At 70.0% G+C, this 21,283-nt stretch carries 12 protein-coding genes; 3 read left to right on the top strand and 9 right to left on the bottom strand.

The features are described 5' to 3' along the window. Positions 1-288: 288 nt before the first annotated feature. On the bottom strand, positions 289-573 hold the full coding sequence (locus tag AB0I51_RS12385) for an SDR family NAD(P)-dependent oxidoreductase (protein WP_362974071.1): 285 nt from the start codon (positions 571-573) through the stop codon (positions 289-291). After that, entirely contained in the window at positions 570-734 is a 165-nt protein-coding gene (locus tag AB0I51_RS12380; protein ID WP_362974069.1) for a hypothetical protein, read from the bottom strand. The genes AB0I51_RS12385 and AB0I51_RS12380 overlap by 4 nt, the downstream gene beginning before the upstream one ends. Positions 735-1,358: 624 nt before the next feature. On the opposite strand from AB0I51_RS12380, the gene AB0I51_RS12375 reads away from it, so the two are divergent. Continuing rightward, complete coding sequence (locus tag AB0I51_RS12375) at positions 1,359-1,835, top strand: hypothetical protein (protein WP_362974067.1); 477 nt, start codon at positions 1,359-1,361, stop codon at positions 1,833-1,835. 573 nt (positions 1,836-2,408) lie between these two features. On the opposite strand, the gene AB0I51_RS12370 is transcribed toward AB0I51_RS12375, so the two are convergent. The 4 genes from AB0I51_RS12370 to AB0I51_RS12355 all read right to left on the bottom strand — a co-directional run bounded on the left by AB0I51_RS12370 (position 2,409) and on the right by AB0I51_RS12355 (position 14,297). Then, entirely contained in the window at positions 2,409-5,078 is a 2,670-nt protein-coding gene (locus tag AB0I51_RS12370; protein ID WP_362974065.1) for a lectin, read from the bottom strand. Further along, positions 5,071-6,063, bottom strand: coding sequence for a hypothetical protein (locus tag AB0I51_RS12365; protein ID WP_362974063.1), 993 nt, complete (start codon positions 6,061-6,063; stop codon positions 5,071-5,073). Before AB0I51_RS12365 ends, AB0I51_RS12370 begins: the two co-directional genes overlap by 8 nt. Before the next feature lie 690 nt (positions 6,064-6,753). After that, positions 6,754-11,001 (bottom strand): carboxypeptidase regulatory-like domain-containing protein, encoded by a 4,248-nt coding sequence (locus tag AB0I51_RS12360; protein WP_362974061.1) that lies wholly within the window; start codon positions 10,999-11,001, stop codon positions 6,754-6,756. Positions 11,002-11,303: 302 nt separating this feature from the next. Continuing rightward, the gene (locus AB0I51_RS12355) at positions 11,304-14,297 is read right to left on the bottom strand and encodes an AAA family ATPase (RefSeq protein ID WP_362974059.1); all 2,994 of its coding nucleotides are present in this window, start codon (positions 14,295-14,297) and stop codon (positions 11,304-11,306) included. Between the two features lie 440 nt (positions 14,298-14,737). Here AB0I51_RS12355 and AB0I51_RS12350 point away from each other — a divergent pair, with 440 nt between their 5' ends. Further along, positions 14,738-16,003 (top strand): hypothetical protein, encoded by a 1,266-nt coding sequence (locus AB0I51_RS12350; RefSeq protein WP_362974057.1) that lies wholly within the window; start codon positions 14,738-14,740, stop codon positions 16,001-16,003. A gap of 274 nt (positions 16,004-16,277) precedes the next feature. Here the strand turns inward: AB0I51_RS12350 and AB0I51_RS12345 are convergent, their stop codons facing one another. Together AB0I51_RS12345 and AB0I51_RS12340 are read right to left on the bottom strand one after the other, a co-directional pair. After that, complete coding sequence (locus tag AB0I51_RS12345) at positions 16,278-17,204, bottom strand: hypothetical protein (RefSeq protein ID WP_362974055.1); 927 nt, start codon at positions 17,202-17,204, stop codon at positions 16,278-16,280. Positions 17,205-17,368: 164 nt separating this feature from the next. Next, positions 17,369-18,208 (bottom strand): hypothetical protein, encoded by an 840-nt coding sequence (locus tag AB0I51_RS12340; protein WP_362974053.1) that lies wholly within the window; start codon positions 18,206-18,208, stop codon positions 17,369-17,371. Positions 18,209-18,377: 169 nt separating this feature from the next. Between AB0I51_RS12340 and AB0I51_RS12335 the strand changes: the two genes are divergently transcribed. Next, positions 18,378-19,595 carry a sodium-dependent transporter gene (locus AB0I51_RS12335; protein ID WP_362974051.1) on the top strand — a complete coding sequence of 406 codons (1,218 nt, stop codon included), beginning with the start codon at positions 18,378-18,380 and terminating at the stop codon, positions 19,593-19,595. On the opposite strand, the gene AB0I51_RS12330 is transcribed toward AB0I51_RS12335, so the two are convergent. Then, entirely contained in the window at positions 19,507-21,246 is a 1,740-nt protein-coding gene (locus AB0I51_RS12330; RefSeq protein WP_362974207.1) for a phosphatidylglycerol lysyltransferase domain-containing protein, read from the bottom strand. The two genes, AB0I51_RS12335 and AB0I51_RS12330, sit on opposite strands and share 89 nt — an antisense overlap. Positions 21,247-21,283: the final 37 nt, after the last annotated feature.

Genomic DNA, 21,283 nt, shown 5'->3' with positions numbered 1-21,283 from the left:
CCCCCTCCCACGGGCGCCCGGCCGACACTCCCGAACATGGTCGAACTCGGCCTCGGACAGATGATGTTCGTAACGTCCGCCGCGATGCGCCGGCCCCACCTCGACCTCGACGCCGAGGAATCCGGCCACACGCTACCGGCGTTCGCACCCCCATCGAGTACGAACTACTCTCCGAGAACGACACCACCCCAGCTGCCAGTTGACCACCGAGCCTGGAGCTCAAATGGTGGGCAGGTCAACCTGTCACCCGAACCTGCATCAGACCCAAGCCTGCGACGGCGAACTCGGTCAAGGCGTAGGTGCCCGAGCCGGGTGCGATGGGGCGAAACCCACGATGGAGCTGATGTTGATCACGTGGCCGGAGCGCCGACGGCGCAGTACCGGCAGGAAGGCGCGCTGGACGGCGAGCGGGCCTAACACGTTGGTCTCGAACACCTCGCGGACCGCGGCGTCGCCGGACTCCTCGACGGCGGCGAGCAGGCCGGAGCCGGCGTTGTTGACCAGGGTGCCAATCCGGCCGAACCTCTCGACCCCCGCGTCGACGGCCGTCTGGATGCTCTGCGGGTCGGTCACGTCCGAGGGCAGGCCACCAGCGCGTCGCCGGCGTCGAGAAGCTGCTCGCGAACGGTTTCGGCCTTGCTGGCGGTCGCGACCACCTGGTGACCGGCGGCGAGGGCAGCGCGTTCCTCGACGAGAAACAGGTGTGCGGGCCTCTTGCGAGCTGCATTCCACATTCTGCCGCGCCGTGCACCCGCTCCTTCGAGACGATCGTGAGGAGAAGGAGATACGCCAAGATGCCCTCGTCGCCGCGGCCCCTCCGACACGACACCTGCTCCTCACCGGGCATCGGGAGGGGAACACCGGGCCCGGCAGAGAGCGGAACGCCGGGCGGGCACCTGCGCCGACGCCCCGCCCGGTGCAGGTGCCGTCAGGACCTCAGGCGGTCCGCGTCGCGGGACAGGTCCACATGCACGATGTCTGGCCGCGGCGACATCACGCGGGCAGTTGCACGGGTTTCGCGCTCGTCGCGCACCACAACATGCTGGACCTCCAACTGCGGTGACGGGACGGCCACTTCGGGGCGGAAACACACAATCTCGCACCGGGCGGGCAGCTGTCCCGTCGTGCACCCCCTCTGGCGCACCGGGCACCCCACGTCACTGATCGGATCTGCAGCCCCTCGTACACAGTCGGCCAAATTTCAACTGTGTCGTCCCGTGTTACCGGCGTATCAATGGGGATCGTAAGTTCTGACGGACCGTCACATTCGATCCCCCGCAGTGTGCCCGCACCCACCCGGCCCGGGGTCGCCATCCCACACATGGCACTCCCACCAACGGGAAGGGAACACGATCCCCATGAACCGCTTAGCCACCGGTGCGGCACTCACAGCCGGCGTCATCGCCGCCACGACGCTGGCCTTCGCGCCCTCCGCGTCCGCCGCCGTCACCCCAAGCTCCGCCACCATCACCGCCTCCTGCGGAATCTTCGGCGGCGGCACGGCCACGCTGACCGCGACCCAGGTCAGCAGCACTTCAGCCACCATCACCCTCAGTTCCACCGCCATCACCACACCGCTCGCCCTGTCGGCGAACTCCATCAACTCCACGCTCACCATGACCAACTCCACCGGCGCCAACCGGGTGTTCAGCGGGACCGTAAACCCGGCCATACCCGCGGGCGGTGCGGTCAAGGTCGGCCCGCTTCCCGGCACCGTGGCCGTCGGCGACAGCCTGGACTTCTACCAGGGCTCACTGAAGATGGTCGTCTTCGGCATCTCCGTCACCTGTACGTCGAACGCCGCACAGTCTCCCGGGCCCTTCGTCTTCAGCTGAGCCCGTTGTGAGTGAGTGACCCATTCCCGATGCCGCAGGAACCGACTCGTCTGATGATCTGTCATGTTCTTGCGGCATCGCCACCGACTTCCAGGAGCTGTTGTACCCGCGCCTGCGGAGTTCCGAACAGTCGCTCCGGGCGGACGACGCCCTACCTGCACCGGGATCAGGCCCCGGCAGGCTTCCGCCCGGGGCGATGCCGTACCAGCCACACGATTCCCGCGAGCGCCGCGTACAACGCGTACGTCCCCGAGAACGCTTTCGGCGCTCTCAGCACCGGAGAAATCCCTGTTCAGACACGGACTGGAGCGACGGCCCCGCCGTCCCCCTTTCGAACGAGGCTCTCATCGTCACGGGAATCCACACCGGCGCCGACGAGGATGTCCGCGTCGCACGTTGCCCCGCGCCCGCGCCGGTGCTCCATCGTGAGCGTCCTGTCGACCGGCGACGGCACCGGCCCGTCCTGGCACCCCCGTCGACGACTTCCTGACCAGGCAAGGGTGCGGGGTGTGCGCATCCTTACCTCACGCCACGCTGCTCGGCATGCCGAAGTCGGCTCTTCTTCAACGTTCGTCACGCGGACGTGGGAGGCGTCCAACGCTGGCCGGTGCTGCCCGTACAGGTGGCGATGGTCAACTGGGTCCTGTTCGTGGCTCCGTTGCTCGCATCGGTCAGGCACAGGCCGGAGACCGGGTTGACGATCCCGCCGGACGAGTTCGTCTGCCACTGCTCGGCCTGGGTGCCGTTGCAGGTGTGCAGTTGGACCTTCGTACCGGAGACGGTCGCACCGTCCGTCACGTCCATGCACTCGTTGAGCACCTGGAGGGTGTTGTCCGGGGCGACCTTCCAGGTCTGCGCGGTGGTGCCGTTGCAGGTGTAGATCTGGATGGCGGTGCCGTTCGAGGTGCCCGAGCCCGCGTCGTCGACGCACTTGCCGGTGGCGGTCTCGATGAGCGGCCCGCTGGGCTGGGCCACCCCGGTGCCCGCGGTGCCGTCGTAGGACGGCGGTGCGGCCGAACTGGCCGCGGCCCAAGCGGTGTTGGCGGACGAGGAGAGGGCGAAGTCCAGCTCCGTCGAGCCGCCGATGTACGAAGCCGGTATGTACGCCTTGTTCCAGGAACTGCCGTTGAGGCTCAGCGACTGGACGTACGGCGAACCGCCCGCCGCCGCCGGGGCGTTGACCGTGAGCGTGTGTCCGCCTGCCGTGACGACCGCGGAGGTGAACATCGGGCTGCCGATGGCCAGGTCGGCGGTGCCCGGGATCTCCGGGTAAAGGCCGAGGGCCGACCACACGTACCAGGCGCTCATCTCGCCGAGGTCGTCATTGCCGGGCAGACCGCCTGCGGTGTTGGTCCACAGCTGGTCCTGGACCGCCCGCACCGTGGACTGCGTCTTGTACGGCTCGCCCACCCAGTCGTACTCCCAGGGCAGCCCGATACTCGGCTCGTTGCCCATGTTGGACTGGGTGCCGATGACGCTGCCCAGGCCCTGGAAGCCACCGAGCACGCTGTCCAGGTATGCCGCCAGGGACGAGGGGCCGCCCTCCAGGGACGCCAATTTGGCGAGGTTGAAGGGGATCATCGGCGTGTAGGTGAAGGCGTCGCCCTCGGCGAAGTCGTTGCTCGACGTGCCGGTGATCAGCTTGGCGTTGAAGCCGTCCATCCAGCGGCCGTTGGAGTGCCGGGGCTGGATGTAGCCGGAGGACGAGTTGTAGATGTTCTCCCAGTCCTGCGCCCGGTCCTGGAACCTCTTCTGCGTCGCGGTGTCGCCGAGGGCGCCCGCGAACACCGACAGCGCGAAGTCGTCGGTGTCGTACTCGAGTTGGGTCGAGGTGGTGGCGTACTCGTGGCAGCAGCCGTAGAGCGAGTTGGTGGGCAGGTAGCCGAACGAGTCCAGGTAGGTCACGCCGGGGGTGACGTCGGTGTTGGTCGTCTGTTCCTCGACCATGGCGGACAGGGCTGTCGACGTGTCGAAGTCGCGGGCGCCGAAGGCGTAGTAGCCGGCGAGCAGCGGTACGGCGGAGTCGCCCACCATGATGTGCGTCTCGCCGGTCTCCATGCCCCACTTGGTGAGCGTGCCGCCCTGCTGGTAGTCGTCGACGACCGACTGCGCCATGTCGGAGGCGGCCGACGGGTCGAGCAGCGCGGTGAGTTGGGCCTGCGAGCGGTAGGTGTCCCAGGTGGAGAAGTCGGCGTACTTCGCCGAGTGCCCGCTGCCCACTGTGTGCACCGCTTGGTCGAAGCCGCGGTAGGAGCCGTCGGCGTCGCTGATGACGGCGGGGAAGAGCGAGGCATGGTAGAGCGCGGTGTAGAAGACGTCCTGCTGATCGGACGTTCCGCCGGTGACGGCGATCTTCGACAACTCGGCGCTCCATGCCGAGGATGCCGCCGACTTGACGGCCGCGAAGGTCCTTCCGGTCACTTCGGCGTCCCGGTTGGCCGCGGCCTCCGTCACCGAGGTGTAGGAGATGCCGACCCGGGCCTCCACGGTTCTGCTGCTCGTGGTGTCGAAGGTCAGGTACTCGCCGCCGGTGAAGGCGCCGCTGGCGGTGAAGGTGTGGTCGAAGGTGATCGCGTAGTGGAGCGTGATCGGGGTGGTGTCCTCGCAGAAACCGGTGCTGGTGATCGACCCTGTCACGGTGTTGCCGCCGCTCAGGACGAGCGTGGAGGAGGCGTACGGCGTCTGGGTGTCCTGGACCTTGAGGAGCAGGCTCGCCCGGGTGGAGGACGGGAAGGTGAACTGGCCGATGCCGGCGTGCGTGCTGGTGGTCAGCGCGACGCTGGTGCTGTTGCCCAGGCTGACGGCGTAGGAGCCTGGCGAGGCAGTCTCGTCGGAGTGCGAGAACGACTCCGTCGTGGATGCCGGGTCCGAGCCGAGCGAGCCGACCACGGGCAGGATCGGCAGGTCCCCGGCCGCGTCACAGCCGACGCCGGAGACATGGGTGAGGCTGAAGCCCGAGACGGCCGAGTCGGAGTAGTTGTAGCCGCCGCCCTTCGGACGTGACGTGGTGTCGGGAGACCACTGGAGCATGCCGTGCGGCACGTCGGCGCCGGGGAAGGTGTTCCCTGCGCTGAAGTCGCCGTTGCCACCGGTGCCGATGTAGGGGTTGACCTGCGACACGGGATCGGTCCCGGCTGCCGCCCGTGCCGTGCCGGCCAGGTGGCCGGACACGGCGAGCGCCAGCGTCACGGCCCCGACGGCCAGGACCCTCAGCAGCGCGCGAGGGCGCAGGGCGTCAGCCACGGGTAAGCACCTCGCCGAGCACACCGTCGGCCGGGGCGGTGATCCAGTCGCTTGAGATGTACGAGGCTCCGTCCGCGGCGAGTTGGGCGACCCGCGCCTGGGCATCGGCCGGCGACGGGGCGGAGGAACTGAGCGCGGGTGGGACGTCGTACGCGTCGGTGACGACCGTCAGACAGTGGTTGGTGTGGTACCACTCGGTGTCGCCGTCACCGACCCAGGCCGTCGCTTCCGCGTCGAACACCACGAACCAGGGACGCAGCGTGGTGTCGCTGTAGCGGGTGCGCGGGTCGACGGACTGAGCGCCGAGGACGCCGGGGAAGGCCGCCGCCCGGCTGATGTTCCCCGCGACGGCGAAGTCCTTGGGGTGCTGGGCGTAGACGACGTCCGACCACGAGGAGGCCGGGCCGACCGCCTGCTCGAAGGTGCCGGGGATGATCTCCATCATCGCCCGGCCCGCGAGCGAGCCGTAGTTCGCCCAGTTGTTGGACTTGGCGGCGGTATCGGGGTCCGGGTACCGCGTGCCGTCGCTTTTGGTGAGCAGCTCGGCAGGCGGGTAGAGGACGCTGCCGAGGTGCGTCTTGACGTGGCCGTCGAACTCGGTCGGACTCATGCCGAGGGTGTCGTAGAAGCCGTTCTGGCAGCTGTCGAGGTTCTGGTTGCGGTTGCCGGTGCAGAGGTCGGCGCACGTGCCCGCCTGGACGCAGTTGTTGTCGCTACCCAGTGGGTTGCTGTGGCTCACGTCCCACTTCCCGTTGAACACGTTGTGCCAGGAGTCGAGTTCGACCGGAGAGGTACCCGTGTCCACGGCGTTGGCCAGGTAGGTGCACGTGGACTTGTCGTCGTACGTGCGGTGGATGCCGGTCCCGGACACGCCCGCCGGTGCCCGCCCGTTGACGTCGAAGGCGTGCGCGGCGGGCACCGCCACCGCACCGGGCAAGGGGGCCGGGACGGACAGGAGCGCACCCGTCAGTCTTCGATGGATCATGCCCATGCCAGATCCTTTCGTGCACTGCCCCGTGGTCGCGCACAGCCTAGAGGGGGCAGATGTCCACTCGCTACGCCCCGGTAACAAGTTGCCGTCGCTGAGACGACGTACGAGCTGTGATGCGGAACAGACCTCACGATGTTCGCCCCGCCTCGTCGAAACGGTGAGGCGAACACCACGAAGGCGCGGGCGAGTTGCGGAATGGTCGCGCCCTCCGCGCTGAGCGCAGCCGCCGTACTGGGACGTACGCACCCAGAACCGAAGGCTGCACTGTTCACCCAGCGCCCGGGCAGCCTGCGCCTGCCCATGTCCTCTGACCACGGGGGCACTTGACCAGTACGAAAGCAGGGAGGGTGAGACCGTGCCCGGAGATCGACACCCGTTGCAACTCGCCAAGCACCTTGCCTCACCTCCCTGTTGGTGCTCGCTGCGGTTCAACTCGTGGGCACACCAGTTCCGTTGTCAGTGGCTACCGGTACGTTTTGCAGGTGCCGCGGGCCGCAAGGCCGCGCCACGCACACCTCGACCAGTAACCCCGGTTCGCCCAGAACGACGCACGGACACGCATGGAAACCGTATTCGCCGACTTCTCCACCAAGCCGGCCCAGCTCGCGAACGCCGTGGTCACCCACCACCGCTCCGGCATCGCTTCCTCACACCTCGCGCTGGGTACCGGCGGTCACATCAAGGTCAGGTCGCGGTCAGCGACAGGTCGGCCGTAGTGGCGCCGCCCGGCAGCAGGGTCACCTCCTTGGATGCCGGGCGATGGCCGGCCGCGGAGGCAGTGATCCGCAGCGGGCCCGGGCGGGCGTCCAGCCACAGGTCGTAGTGGCCCGCGGAGTCCGTGCGTATGGTGTGCGCGAGGTGGTCGCAGCCGGTGGTTCCGGCGTGCGCCGGCGGGCAGACCAGGACAGTGGCTCCGACGAGTGGTGCCCCCGTGTGCTTGTCGGTGACCGTTCCTGAGAGATGACTCCAGGTCCGCGGGATCGTGACCTTGAGGCTGAACTTGACCGATGCTCCGGCGTAGGGCGAGTCGGTGCTGTAGGTGAGTCGGGCGCTGTAGGTGCCGGCCGTGGCCACGGCGGAGGCGTCCGCGCGGACGGTGACCGTGGTGGACCGGCCGGGGGCGAGGTCGAACGAGGTCTTGTCCGCCGACAGCCAGGGGACGTCGTCGCCGTCGCACTGGTCGTGGCCGGGCAGTACCTCGGCCGAGGAGGCGGTGCCCAGGGTCGCGGTCATGCCGCCGATGCGGTAGATCCCGCAGCCGCCGCCGGCCCTGAGGAGGGCGGATCCGGTGTTGGGCAGGCTGGACCAGGTGTTGGACACCGGGTCGTATTCGGTGACGGTGTTGACCGCGACCGTTCCGACGATGCCGCCGACGACCTGGAGTTTGCCGTCGTTCCCGCTGGCGGTGGCGCCCCAGCTCGCGTAGGGCATGTCGGCCGCACGGGTCCAGGTGTCGGCGGACGGGCTGTAGCGGAAGGTCTGCCCCTTGGGGGTGGCGACCCCGCCACCGACGACCATGATGCCGCCGGCACAGACCAGTTCGCCGGTGATACCGGTGCAGGCGCCGCGTTCCATGGTGAGCGGGTAGTCGGCGCGGCGGGTCCAGGTGTCGGTTGCCGGGGTGTAGCGGTAGACGGTGCTGACGCTGTCTCCGCAGCCGGCTCCGGTGCAGCCTCCGATGACATACAGGCTGCCGTCGAGGGTGGTCACGTTCGGCATGCCGACCGCCTGGGGCAGATCGGCGAGGCGGGTCCAGGTGTCGGTGGTGGGGTGATAGGCGTAGAGCGTGGCGCGGGCACCGTCCGCGGTCCAGCCTCCCGCGACGTACATGGTTCCGTCGACGAACGCCCCGCCGGGCGACTCGAGGGCCTCGGGGAGGTCCGCGATGGGTGTCCAGGCGTCGGTGGACGGGTCGTGCACATAGCCGCGGTCGAGGTACTCCCCGCCGAAGAGACCCGAGACTCCGGCGACGGAGTAGACCTTGCCCTGGTAGGTGCCCACGGCGTTGTCCATGACGGGCTCGGGGTAGTCGGCGATGCCGGTCCAGGACCCGGTCGAAGCCACTGCGGATGCCGTGGCAGGCGGGTCGCTCGACGTGCTCTTGGCGGCCGAGGAGGTGGAACTCATCGGCCCGGGTGAGTAGTTGCCCTTGACGCGCAGCGTCGGGGCGCCTGCCGACGAGTCCGACGTGGTCGTGGAGATGCCGTCGGGTGAGGTGTAACCGGTGCTCTGCTCACCGAGGTTGACGTGCAGCGGCGCCTGTCCCTTGTTGGTGAAGGTGACCTTCCTGCTGCCTGATCCGCCCAGCGTCTCACTGACGGAGAGGTTGCCCGAACTCACCGCCAGGCGGCCCGCCTTGAGTGTGCGGTCGAACCGGTTGACCTTGTCCGGCCGCGTGGTGAGGGTGCCGGCCGAGGTGGTGTAGCGGGCGGCGGTCGTCCGGTAGGTGTGCCGGCCGGCGGGGGCGCTGAACAGCCAGTAGTAGCCGTCGGCCAACGCCAGGTCGTCGGGGGTCGCCACAGTGGTCGCCGTCGTGTAGCTGTCGGCGGTGTCGGTGACGGTGGCGGGCGTGATGGCACCGCCCGTGTTGCCGTCGACGACCTTTCCGGCCACGATTCCTCCGCTCACGGCAGCGCAGGAGCCGACGGTGACGGTGTCGAGCTGCCAGATCGACAGGCCGCTGCCGGAGTAGTGGAAGCGCACCTTCACATGCTTCGCGCCCGCCGCCTGGGGCAGGGAAACCGTGACGTGGCCCAGGTACTCGGCCGTGTCCCGGTGCCACACCGTGGTCCACGTCGTGCCCGAGTCGAGGCTGAGGTCGACGTCGGCCACCGAGTCCTTGCTGGCGGCGTAGAGGGCGTAGAAGCCGAGAACGGGTGAGTTCTGGCCTGCCAGGCTGAAGGTGGGCGAGACGAGTTCGGTGTCCTCGTGGACACCGCCCCGGCCCCAGGGGTCGGCGGTGGCCCAGTTCCCGGTTCCGCCCGTGTAGTTGGCCAGCAGGCTGTCGGCGAAGTCCCAGGTGGCGACGCTCGTTCCGTTGTCGACGACCGTCCAGCCGTGCTCCGGCGTGGTGCCGGTCCAGCCTTCGAAGTCGGCCGCGCCCGGGTATGTGTGGCCGGGTGCGACGCAGGCCGTCAGGTCCACGTCCGGCGCGACGTCGGTACGTACGTCGGCCGTGCCCACCGGGACACTCAGGTCCGTGCTCCGGTAGCCGGGGTAGACCGGGGCCACGTGGACGTCGTAGGTGGCGTTCTCCGGAAGCTCCACGCGGTACTTGCCGGTGTAGGGGTCGGTGTAGACGGCGCCGTGCGGATAGCCGTCGATGGTGATCTTCGAGTACAGGGGCCAGCCGTGCCCGCTGCCGTCCTTCACCGTGCCGGACAGCGTGCGGGTAGGCACTTTCACCAGGGCCAGGTCGGCGGTGCTGCTCTGGTTCTCGGCGACACTCACCGCGGAGCGGGTGTTCGCCCGGTAGCCGAAGTCCGTGGCGGTGATCCGGTAGACGCCCACCGCGACCGGAAGGTCGTAGGCGCCTTCGGTGTCGGTGGTGACGTGGTACTCCCGGCCGTCTGCCGCCTCTTCGGAGATGTCCAGTGCCGCACCGGCGAGCGGGGCGCCGGACGCGCTGTCGGTGATGTGGCCGGACAGCGTTCCATGGACGCCGAAGGCCAGCGCGGACACACCGACCGGCGTGCCGAGACCGGTCGGACCGTCCCAGCCGGCGCCGGCGGTGCACACCACCGTGCCGCAGTCGTCGTTGGACCCTTCGGTGACATCGCTCAGCCCGGAGGCGTTGATGTACGGGTAGGTCACCGGGTAGGTGCCCTCGACGGGGGTGCCCGCCAGTGCGTACATCGCCGTGATCAGCGGCGCGGAGAGGCTGGTGCCGCCGACCTGCAGCCAGCCGTCCTTGCTCACCGTGTCGTAGACGGCCAGACCGGTCGCGGGGTCGGCGACCGCGGAGACGTCGGCCGTCGCGCGGGTGTCGCAGCCGGTGGACAGCCCCCTCTGATAGGCGGGCTGGGCCTCGTACAGCGAGCAGCCCGATCCGCCGGAGGTCCAGGCGGACTCCGTCCAGCCGCGCCCGGTGTCCGGCGTGCGGGTCAGCCGGGTGCCGCCGGCGGCCACCACGTCGGGGTTGGTGGCGGGCCAGTTCTGGACATGGCCGGTGTCGCCGGTGGACGCGACCACGGCCACCCCGGGATGGTCGTAGTGGTGGTCGTACGCGGTCTCGGAGGCGCTCTCGCCGGGCAGACCGTAGGAATTTGAGACGTACTTGGCGCCCAGGCGTACGGCAGTGTCCACCGCGGTGCCCAGGTCGTCCAGGCTTGCCGAATCACCTTGCACGAGAAGGATGTTGCACGCCGGACAGGCGGCGGAGACGGCGTCGAGATCCAGCGCGGTCTCCAGTGCCCAGCCCGCGTCGTCGGCTGGGTAGTCCGTGCCGCCGCTCTGATCGACCTTGCGGAAGCAGCCGTTGGCGGTGGTGCACTCGGGCAGCCCGTAGTGCGTGCGGTACGCGGCCAGGTCGGCCTCGGCGTGGGAGTTGCCGTACGCGTCGACGATCGCCACCGTCCGGCCCTCGCCTCCGGCGGGAAGACTGTAGGCCGCCTGGATGTCGGCCGGGCCCAGCGCCGCGGACGGGGGCGCGCTCGCCTGCGGCCGGACGATGTGGTCGGAGTCGGTGCGCACATCGGCGAAGCACTGGGCCACGCCGGCCTTGAGGCTCGGGTTGTTGCAGGCGGCCGGGACGTAGTTCTGCGGGACGTTGTCCTGCGGCACGGCGTTGAGCAGGTCGGAGGCCTTGGAGGAGTCGGCGTCCGACGAGGACGCCGGGGAACTGGGGGTGGCCGCGGCGGCGGCCGGCTGTACCGCGGCGAGAACTCCGGCGCCGAGACAGCCGGCTATGAGCAAGGAGAGGGGAGCGCGCACGCGCGCACGTCTTGAGGACAGCGAGAAGGACAGCAAGGGGGCACCCTATTCGTCATGTTCAGGACTCGATCGGGCCGAGATCAGAGGGGTTCGTCATTGCTGTACGAGTCGTCCGCACAGGCGGGGTCTGCCGTCGTGTCGTCGGCGGGTACGCCCGGTGCAGCGGGCGTACGTTCGGGGGTGTGCTGCTTGTCCGACGGATGGATGCCTCTCCGGCCATGTCCGGGTGAAGGCGGGCTCTCGGATCCTGCGCGCACTGAGTATCGACGGTTGCCGTATGGCTTCGCGATGGGGCGGATGACCTAAAGATCGGAGCCCGCGCCGGCCGTGTGCCCTTCCGACGGGGTGATCCCGGCCTGCGTCACACTGACCGCGAGCGCGGTGCGCGAGGTCACTCCGTATTTGCGCATGGCGGAGTTCAGCTGCGCGGCAACGGTCTTCGGGGAACGGGAAAGTGCGCGTGCGATGGCCGGGTTGGTCAGACCGGTGAGCAGCAGCCGGACCACTTCCAGCTCGCGCGGAGAGAGTTGGTCGCCGTAGCCGCGCCGCCCACCGCGCCACACCGGTCGTACCGGCGCCCCGGCCGCACGGAGCGCGACGTGCACCCGGTCGGCGTCCGTCCGGGCTCCCAGAGCCGTGAATCCGGCCTGCGCGCGGGCGAGTTCGGCCAGTCCGGTATCCCTCTCCCCCACTGCCAGCAGGCAGCCAGCCCGGCGTTCGGCGGCGAGCAGCGCCTCGTACGGTCGGGGCAGGCGCTTCCAGGCGGCGGTGGCCCGGCCGAACGCGGCGGCTGCTTCGACGCCGCGGCCCTCGCCCTCTGCCAGGATTCCGCGACACGTCTCCAGAGCCGCGTCCGCCACCGGCAGGTTCTTGCCGGCGAGCCCTTCTGTGAGGTCCGCGACGAACTTCCTTGCCTGGTCCGGCCGTTCGACCGCGAGTAGCGCTCCGGTCCGTACCGGTGCGAACTCGGTGGCCCACAGCCAGATGTTCTTGCGGGCCACGACGTCGGCCGGACCTTCCGTCAGCTCCAGCGCCTCGGCGGCCGACCCCTCGGCGAGCCGGATCCGCGCCAGGGCGGCTGCGGGCTCCAACGGCAGATCCACGATGCCGCGCCGCAGCCCCGCGTCGAGCACCTGGCGCAGACGCTCCTCGACGGTTCCCGCCCCGCCGCCGGTCATCGCCTCGGGGCCGGGGTCCGCTGCGCCGCCGGCCGTCCCCTCAAGCAGAGCCATGATCAGCAGGGCGTCCAGTTGGAGCAGGGGTTCCGCGTCCACCGCTGCCAGGGCGGCGGCTCGCTCGGCCAGTCCGTCCCAGGCACCGGTGAACCAGTCCAGGTGCACCAGCGTCACCAGGATCATGTCGTGGAGCCGTTGGTATCGGTGTTGTTCGGCTCTGGCCAGTGCGGTCGTCAGCAGTTGCCTGGCCTCGTCGTAGCGGCCCCAGCGCATGGCCCCGTTGCCGATGTTGAGTCCACTGCGGGCCAGTTGCATCATTCCTTCCGGGGTCGCCGCGGTGCCGGGCAGTTCCGCGGCGACGGCCCAGCCCGCCTCGTCGCCCATGTCCAGCAAGGAAGTCGCCCGGTCCACCACCAGAGCAAGCCGCTGCTCCGCCGTCATCGGGAGCCGGGCCGCGACGGCCGCCCGGTCCAGCCAGCGGCGGTGCTCCGCAGCGGACATCAGAGTGCTCGGCGGACTGCCGAGGATGTTCATCGCCCACGCGGCCTGGAACGGTTCGCCGGCCAGATCCGGCAGTGCCCTCTCCAGTTCGGCCGCACCGGCCGCGTACTCCCCCGCGTGCAGCAGCATCCTCCCCAGCTGCGTGCGGACAGCAGCACGGTCGTGCGGGGCGAGCGCCTCGGTGTCCAGCACCCCGCGCAGCGCGCGGGTCAGATCGCCGCGACCGACGAGCCCGGAAAAGGCCAGGACCGGCATCTTCTGCGCCCACCGGGCCACCGAGGCGGCGGGCGGATCGCTCTCGGTGAGCAACTCGTGCAGCAGTCCGACGGCGGTGCGATGGTCCCCGGAGGCGAGCGCGAGGTCGGCGGCCCGTTCGGCGTACTGACGCCACTGCCCGGTGTCCCCCGCCTCCCGGTAGTGGTGGGCGAGCCGGGCCACCGGCTGCGGCGTCATGGCGCGCAGCGAACTGCCCGCTCCTCGGTGCAGGGCTCGGCGGTCGGGCGCGGGGGTCATGTCGTAGACCGCGCGGGCCGCCAGCGCGTGCCGGAAGCTGACCCGGCCTGCCCGGTCCTCGCCGAGCAGTCCGCTGCGTACGGCGTCGTCCACGGCCCGGCTGACAACGTTGTTCGGGAGCCCGCTCACCGTCGCGAGGACGGCCGGGCCGACCGGTTCGGCCAGCACGGAAGCGGCCTGCAGCACGCGTTGTGCGACCGGGGTGAGATGCGAGGCTCGCTCGGCGACGGCGTCCCGGATGGTCGGCGGCACAGCGAAGTCGGCCGACGTCCTGCGCACCCACTCGCCGTCGCGCCGGACCAGATCGGCCCGGTCGCGCAGCAGCCGGACGGACTCCTCGATGGCCAGCGGCACACCGTCGGTCCGTTCCTGGAGGAACGACGCGAACGTCTCGGAGACGTGTTCCCCGTCGAGCATCGACGACATCAACTCGGCGGTCTGCGGCACGTCCAGCGCGCCGAGAGTGATCCGTACGTGCCCGGTGCCGGCCGGTGGCCGGGAGGTCAACCGCATCAGCGCGGACTCGGGCGCCACGTCCTCGGGACGGTAGGTCAGCACCAGGCTCATCCGGCGGGAACGGCGGGAGGCGAGGAACAGCAGGAAGTCCAGGGTGGCTTCGTCCGCCCAGTGGACGTCCTCCAGGACGAGGACGCCGATACCCATCGCGTCGAGCAGTTCGGCGAGTGCGCGGAAGAGCCGGTGCCGGGCGGCGCCCGCGTCCGACAGCGCCTCGGGGGACGGCGGCAGGTCCTGCCCCCACTCGGGGAACAGGGGCCGCAGCACCCCGGCGAGGGAGGTGAGGGTCAACTCGGCCACATCGGGCCGGGCTTCGCGGGCGGCATCGACGAACGGGCCCAGGGTGAGGGCCTCCCGGAAAGGGGGGCACATGGCGGCCAGTGGCCGTCGGGCGGCGACACCGGGCTCGTCCAGTGCCTCCTGCACAAGTCGGCTCTTGCCGATTCCGGCTTCGCCCTCGACGAGAACCATGGCCGGCGGCCGGGCCAAGGCATCTGTCAGCCGGTGCAGTTCGACCGCCCGGCCGACGAAACGCGGAACGCTGAGGCTGGGCGGCACACGCGGGAGACCGTCCTCCGCAGAGCGCTCCATCCGACCGCCTCCCCCACTCCGCCCAAGGTCTGCGCGACCCGAACGCCGGCTGACTGTGCGGGCCCCACCACCGCAGCATGCCACTACGCCCGTACCGATCGCGCTCGGGTATGCCAACTGCTTTCGATCCAAGGGTTACTGACGAAGCATCAGTTATTGACGGATCGTCGGACAGGACGAGGCGGCCGGCTGTAGAACCGACCGATGTTCAGCCAGACCCGTTCGATCACCTTCGTGAAGAGGGAGTAGCGCTGGAGACAGCCGCGTGGTCCCTCTCAGGATCGGGCCGGATGGCGGACACCGCCGCCCGCACGTCACACCACCCCACCGCCGAGTCGAACCGGAGCCGGTCATCCCATCCCCAGGCCCGCCTGTTCGAAAGGGATGTTCAACTGCAAGCCCATGGCTTGTCGTCCGGCGGCCGGCGGCAGCAGCCTGGGTTGTCCGGCTCGGCGGACTACACATACGGCTATCCACCGCTGACCGCTCTGCTCGCCGCACCGGTCCACGCCCTCCTGCACACGTCGGCGGCAGCCACCCTGGTCACCACGGGCGCGCTGATCGCCGGAACGGTCACGCTGTGGCTGCTGCTGCCCGCCCCCTGGCGGTCGGCGGCCACCGCCGTGTGCCTCGGCTTCGGCATCCTCCCCGGCTACGCCCGCTCCGGCTACCCGGCGATCGTCGCCCTGGCCCTGCTGATCCCGGTGGCGGTCTACTGGCCGACCACCGGAGCAGGCGGACGCCTGGGAGCGAGCGGGGCGCTGCGGGCCGTGTGCCTGGGCGCCGCCTGCGCCGCCCAGCAACTGGCCTGGTTCTTCGCCCCGTTCCTGCTGATCGGCCTGTACGCGGTAAGGCGCGGCGAACTCGGCGCCCGTCCCGCGGCTGCCGTGCCGGCCCGTTTCGCCGGAGTCGCCGCGCTGACGTGGGCCGCCGTCAACGCCTACTTCGCCGCACAGGGTTTCTCCGCCTGGCTGCACGGACTGCTGCTCCCGATCACCCAGAAGGCGATCCTGCACGGCCAGGGACTGATGGGCATCTCCTACTACTTCACCGACGGCAGCAGCCGCCTCGACTACTACTCCTACGCCAGCGAGCTGCTCCTCGTCGGCCTGCTCGCCGCGACCCTGCTGTTCGTCCGCCGCCTGGGAACGGCGCTGACGGTCCTGCCCTGGCTGTCCTTCTACCTCGCCACCCGCTCCCAGGACGGCTACTTCCTGATGATGACCCCGCTGTGGCTGGCCGCCGCGACGGTCCCGTCCTCGGCCCTGACCCATGCCTGGCAGCCCCGTATCCCCCGCCTCACCGGCCGCCCCGCCAAGGCCACCGTGGCGATGGCGCTGGTGACCCCGGCACTGCTGTGCGCCTGCATCGCCTCCGCAAGCCCGCCGCCCCTGCGTATGGCACTCACCACTCACCTCACCGGCCGGTCCCACCCCGCCGTCACCTCCGTCACGGTGCGGGCGGCGAACACCACCGGGACCGCCCTCACCCCCCACTTCGCCAGCCGCGTCGGCCAGGGCGCCTCCAACTGGTGGACCATCACCTCCGGCCCCGCCACCCTCGCCCCGCACAGCACGGCCGTGTACGTCGTACGGCCCGCCGGCGGCCACCGCGCACTGCCAGGCGCGCATCGGCGCATGTACCTCATCGCTCTGACCGGTACGCCGATGACGATCAGCACCGCCCGCATCGAGGCCACCTCGTAGCTCCCGAGCCGGTGAGGGGCAGCCGAACGGAGAACGCGGCGCAGGCCGGGAAGGCGGCGATCCACGGACGACCGACGTGGGCGGTGGCCATGTGCACGGTCGGCCCGAAGGAGACGGTCACCGTTCCTGGGCACGAGAGCCACTGCCCACCCACCGGGCAGGACACCCTTCGTACCCTGCACGTCACCCGGCCTACGGCGCCCTCCGGCCAGGTGACGTCCTATCGCGTGACGGCCGGGCACGCCCAAGCCGGTCACGCTGTCCGCCGAGTGCTTCAGTCGCGCGCGCCAGGCCGCGGAGGCGACGACGCAGACAGGGCGGGGCGCCGACGCTCCTGGAGATGGGCGTAGGCCATCAGGCCCGTCAGGACTGCCAGGAGTACGGCCGACGAACCCGGCGTACCAAGGTCGAGGCCCCCCTTGGCGACCGGCTTCGTCAGGAAGTCACCCGCGGTGGCGCCAAGTGGACGGGTGAGGACGAAGGCGATCCAGAACAGCAGCACGTTCGGCACCGCGGGCGCCTTCATCAGTGCGACGAGCACCAGCAGCACGCCGGTGACGAGCGCCGCCCCGCCGGCGTAACCGAGGCCCGAGCTGTCGGACAGGAAGTCGCCCATGGAGGTGCCGAGGGTGTTGGAGACGAGGATCGCGGACCAGAACAGCGCCTCGCCGCGGAAACTGACGATGTCCCGGATGACGAACGTCATCCCGGTCAGTTTCCACACGGCGAAGATGATGACCAGGACCGAGATCAGGATCGCCGCGCCGGCCGGGTAGCCGAGGCCGAGGCCCTGCGGTCCCCAGCCCAGTGAAGTGGCGCCGTTGGCAAGGTACTTGGTGCTGGCGTCGCGGTTCATGAAGTCGGACATCGTGGTGCCGGCCGTGCTGGTCGACAGGATGACCGTCCAGTAGAAGAACGGGTTGTAGCGCCTGCAGCGCAGCTGCACGACGAGGGTCACCACGAAGATCAGGAACAGCGCGATCGTGGTGAGGAAGTAGCCGAGCTTCAGGGTCTGGGCGAAGAGGTCACCGGCCGTCTCGCCCAGGGTCGTCGCCGCGATCTTCATGATCCAGAAGGCGAGGGTGACCTCGGGCAGCTTCTTCGTCACCGACTTGACGGCGGCCACCGTCCGCCGGTGCGTAGGGGCAGCGTCCATGTCGGTGTCGGTGTCGGTGTCGGTGAGGGCTTCCGGAATCTCCAAGGTGCCGGACACTCCTGTTCTGTACGTGGGGGGGTGTGGAAGGGCGCCCGTTCCCGCGAAGGAAACTGGCGCCCTGTAACGCGTGGTCCGGCCGTGGGGGACGACCGCCGGGTCCGACTCTGTCGATCAATTCCTGAACGCTTCCTGAACGCCTCCCGTGCTGTTCAGGCCGCCTGTCCCGCGACGGGCTCGCGGTCGATGACGTCCTTGCGGGTCACCGTCAGGAACACCACCAGACCGAGGATGACCGCCAGGAAGAGGACGCTCGTCACAACGGTGCCCAGGCCCAGGCCGCCGTCACCGGTGGGCTGGGAGAGGTAGTCGCCGATCGAGGCACCCAGCGGCCGGGTGAGGATGTAGGCGATCCAGAAGCTCCACACAGCGTCCAGGCCGAGAGCGAAGCGGGCGATCCCGACGGCGGCGATGGCCAGCGCGAACAGGACGGCCGAAAGCCAGTAGCCGAGGTCCATACGCTCGGAGACCAGGTCGCCGGCCGCCGTGCCGAGGGCGAAGGTGAACAGCACCGCCAGCCAGTAGAAGGACTCACGGCTGGTGGTGTCGATGCTGTGGATGGACAGCGTCCCCTCCCGCCGGTACCAGACGACGAACACGACAGCGAGGACGATCCCGAACACCGTGGTGGTCGTCTCCAGCGGCACACCCATGTTGTCGGTCAGGTTGTCGCTGATCAGCGTGCCGACCACGCTGATCAGCGCCACGGCCAGCCAGTACACGCCCGCACGGTAGGCGGTGGTGCGGAACTGGACCACCAGGACGACCGCGAGCAGCGCGCTCATCAGCACCGACACGCCGGTCAGACCGAGCCCGGCCTTCTCGTTGAGCAGGTCGGCCGCCGTCTCGCCGACCGTCGTGCACAGCACCTTGATCACCCAGAAGTACAGGGTGATCTCGGGAACCTTGTTGAGGCGCAGACGGTGAGGGTGCCGGCCGGGACCGTCGGCGTCCCGTGCGGCTTCAGGTGTTTCGGACAGTTCGTAGGTCATGGGGCGTGACCCTGCCAGCGGCCACCTGAACACATCCTGACTGCGCGTGCTGATCACCAGCCCCACACGTACCCGTCCGAGAAGGATGCACTCGTGTACACCCATCTGTCCCACCCGCACATACCGGCGTCCCGTCCCGCCCCTGCCCTCGTGACGGAAGTAGGCCGCCGTGAACCCTCCCGCTGTTTCCCACTCACCTGTTGACCGTGCGACGAACTGGCTGCGCCGTCGGCTCGGCCGCGCCGTCCTGGTCTCCTATGCCGCCGCTCTGCTCCTGCCGAGGCCCGGCCTGTGCCTGCGCCGGCCGCACACCCTGCCACTGGGCGGACCGGCCCACCTGACCCTGCACACCACCTCGCTCCTGCTGTCCCTGGTGCTCCTCTCGGCCGGGCTCCAGGTGCCCGTCCGCGCGCTCGGCCGCGTGCTGCGGCGCCCCAAGGCCATGCTGGCCGGAATCGCGCTGCACCTGGCGATTCCGCTGCTCGTCGTGCCGTTCGTCGCCTTCCTGCTGCGCGGCACCCCCGGCTCCGACGGCGGCAGTGGACTGCTCACCGCGATGATCCTGATCGTGGCCATGCCCGTGGCGGCCGGCGCCACCGTGTGGACCGCCAAGGGCGAGGGGGACCAGCAGACCATGGTCGGACTCGTCCTCGCCTCCACCCTTCTCAGTCCTCTCACCACACCGCTCCTGCTGGCGGCTCTGGCACCGCTGCTCAGTGGCGGCTATGCACAGACGCTCACCAGTACGAGCGGCTCCGCCCGGAGCGGATTCACCCTCGCCACCGTTGTCCTGCCGTGTGCCGCGGGTCTCCTGTGCGCGCTCGTGCTGCCGTCGTCGTGGCACGGCCGTCTCCTGCGGGCCGTGGTGCCTTCGGCTCTGGCCGGTTCGCTGGTTCTGACCTACGTCAACGCCAGTGGCGCCCTCGGCTCCTTCCTGGCCCGACCGCGTCCGCTGCTGTTCGCCACAGCCCTCGGAGTGGCCGCCCTGGTGTGCGTCCTGTCCTTCGTGCTGGGCCGTCTGGCGGCCCGTGTCCTGCGACTGGACGCTCCAGTGGCCTCGTCGCTGATCCTGGCCTGCGGCATGAACAACAGCAGCGCGAGCGCGGTGCTGATCACGACCTCGCTGCCCGACAAGCCCCACCTGCTGCTGCCGGTGCTCGCCTACGGGCTGTTGCAGAAGACGGCCGCCAACCGGGTCGTCGCCAGACTGCGGCCCGCATCCCCCGCGGTGTCCTGGCGCGTCACGCTCTACAGGTCCGCAGCCGGTGCTCGTCGGACCTGCCCGCCGGGGAGCCGCCTCAGGAGCTGGAGGTCACCGGGGCCGGTTCTGCCTCGGGGGCGGAGGAACGCCTGCTGCGCCGGAGTGCGGGCAGGGGTGGCGGGGTGAGGAAGCCCTCTGCGCGGGCGCTGGCCAGGCCGATACGGGGGATGTCACCGCTCTTGGCGAACAGCAGGAAGCGGGGCTCCCACACGGGCCGGTACTTGGCGTTGGCACGGTAGAGGGACTCGATCTGCCACCAGCGGGAGAAGAAGGTGAGCATCGAGCGCCACAGCCGCAGTACCGGGCCCGCGCCGAGGCGGGCACCGCGTTCGAAGACCGAGCGGAACATGGCGAAGTTCAGCGACACTCGCCGTACGCCCAACTCCTGTGCCCGCGAAAGCAGTTCAACGACCATGAACTCCATCAGGCCGTTCTCGCAGGCGCGGTCCCGGCGCATCAGGTCCAGGGAGAGGCCGTGCTCGCCCCAGGGGACGAAGCTGAGCAGGGCGCGCGGTTCACCGTCGGCGTCGCGGCATTCCAGCATCACGCAGCGGCCGTCGCCGGGGTCGCCGAGCCGTCCCAATGCCATGGAGAAGCCGCGTTCGGTCGGTCCGTCACGCCAGTGGTCGGCCTTGTCGATCAGCAGCGCCATCTCGTCGTCCGTGATGGCCTCGTGGCGTCGGACGCGCACCGTGTATCCGGCCCGGTGCACCCGTTTGTGCGCCTGCCGCACCCCTCGCATGGCACGTCCTTCGAGGGTGAAGTCGGCGATCTCCACGATGGCCTCGTCGCCCAGTTCCAGGGCGTCCAGCCCATGCCGGGCGTAGATGGTGCCGGCCTCCTCGCTCGCGCCCATGACCGCCGGGGTCCAGGCGTGCCGGCGGGCCTCTTCCAGCCACGCGTCGATGGCGCCGGGCCACGCCTCGGGATCACCGATGGGATCGCCGGAGGCCAGGCTGACGCCGCCGACCACCCGGTAGGTGACAGCCGCCTTCCCGCTGGTGGAGAAGATGGCGGCCTTGTCGCGGCGCAGCGCGAAGTAGCCGAGGGAGTCCCGCTCACCGTGCCGGGCCAGCAGGGCGCGCAGCCGCTGTTCGTCGTCCTCGCCGAGCAGGGCGCGACCGCGCGGCGCACGGAAGCAGGCGTACAGGACGAGCAGGAAGGTCGCCGCGATCAGGATGTTGATGAGGACGTCGACCCAGCGCGGTGCGTGCACGGCGTCGATGCGGTCGGCGAGCGGGCCGACGCTGATGCCGCGCAGCAGGGTGTAGGCGATCTCGTCGGCCGGCGTGGCGCCGGGCAGCTTGTTCGTGGCGGCGACCAGCAGCGTGCCGATCGTGCCGCTGACGAGGAGACCGCCCGCTCCCACGGCGAGGGCAAGCTTCGGGTTGGAGCGGTCCCCGACGGCATTGAACTCCCCGCGCCCGAGGAGCAACGCGGCCACGAACAGGCCGGTGAGCAGCAGGGAGCCCCAGTTGGTGACGTGCTCGCGGTACGCGTCCTGGGTCATGGCCAGCGCGTAGAGCGCGAACAGTCCGCCCGCGAGCATCAGGTTGAAGATCCACGCGGCCCGTTTGCGGCGCCGCATGACCATGGCGAGGAAGAGGGCCAGCGCCGCCGAGATGAGCCCGGCGGTGGCCAGGTACGGGGTGAAGTACTCACCGACGTTGTGCTCGTGGACCTCGTCGCGGAACGGCACCGAGACCACCGCTGCCAGGTTGAGCACGGCCAGCAGCCGCAGGTACCAGACCGTGGCCGAGGCCGCGCCCTTGCGCAGCCGGGTGGGTGGGCGTGGTGGCCCGGCCGGGGAGGGA

Source organism: Streptomyces sp. NPDC050549, assembly GCF_040655035.1.
In the GTDB taxonomy this organism is placed as follows: Bacteria; Actinomycetota; Actinomycetes; order Streptomycetales; family Streptomycetaceae; genus Streptomyces.
This window is presented reverse-complemented; position numbering and strand designations above follow the sequence as displayed.